Below are 813 nucleotides of genomic sequence, written 5' to 3' on the forward strand. Positions count from 1 at the left end.
GTAAATTTACGCTCTAAAATATGAGGTGCAATTTTACCAACTGTTCCTTTATAAGATTTATATTTTTTCATACGTACAAGACATTTTAAACCTAACTCTTTCATAATTCGTTGCACTTTTTTATGATTCACTATTTGATTACGATTGGCTAACTCATCACGAATACGACGATATCCATAACGACCTTCGTGTTCATCATAAATCGCTTTAATTTCTACTTTTAAATCGGCATCTGGATCGATTCTATCCATTTGTTTTACATAAAAATAATAGGTGCTTCGAGGGATATCCGCTAACTTTACTAATTCTTTCACTTGAAACTCATGCCTTAATTCATAGACTACTTGTGCCTTGTCTTGTTTGGTGATTTTTCCTTGTTTTGAACTAAGGCATTCAACTTTTTTAAATACGCATTTTCCATACGTAAGCGTTCTAATTCAGCTTGTAACGCTTCAACTGAACCTTCTGCCGGAATCTTTTTAGTATCATGTTTTGTGTTTTTATTTTTCATGGATGGACGCCCCTTTTTCTTTGGTTCAAGGGCATCTAAGCCACCTACTTCAAATTGCTTCTTCCATTGATAAACCGTTGTAAAAGAAGGAATCATGAAGATAGCCGCTGTATCCATTAACGATATACCCGATTGAGCCATAAAATTTAGTACGTCTAGTTTAAACTCTGCGGTGTAATTTGTATAGACCTCGTGTAAACCTTCTTCTCCATGGAGTTCGTATAAGCGTAACCAGTATTGAAATTGTGCCTTTGTAATATGCATCTGTTTTGCATATTCTGCTTGAGAAATTATTTTCGGAT

At 34.6% G+C, this 813-nt stretch carries 1 pseudogene; it reads right to left on the bottom strand.

Annotation, left to right across the window (positions count from 1 at the left end):
- Positions 1 to 813, bottom strand: a pseudogene (locus tag ACTFRM_RS31185) (IS3-like element ISBce18 family transposase); the annotation flags it as partial.

It is taken from the genome of Bacillus cereus group sp. MYBK227-1 (assembly GCF_051916325.1).
Classification (GTDB): Bacteria; Bacillota; Bacilli; order Bacillales; family Bacillaceae_G; genus Bacillus_A; species Bacillus_A cereus.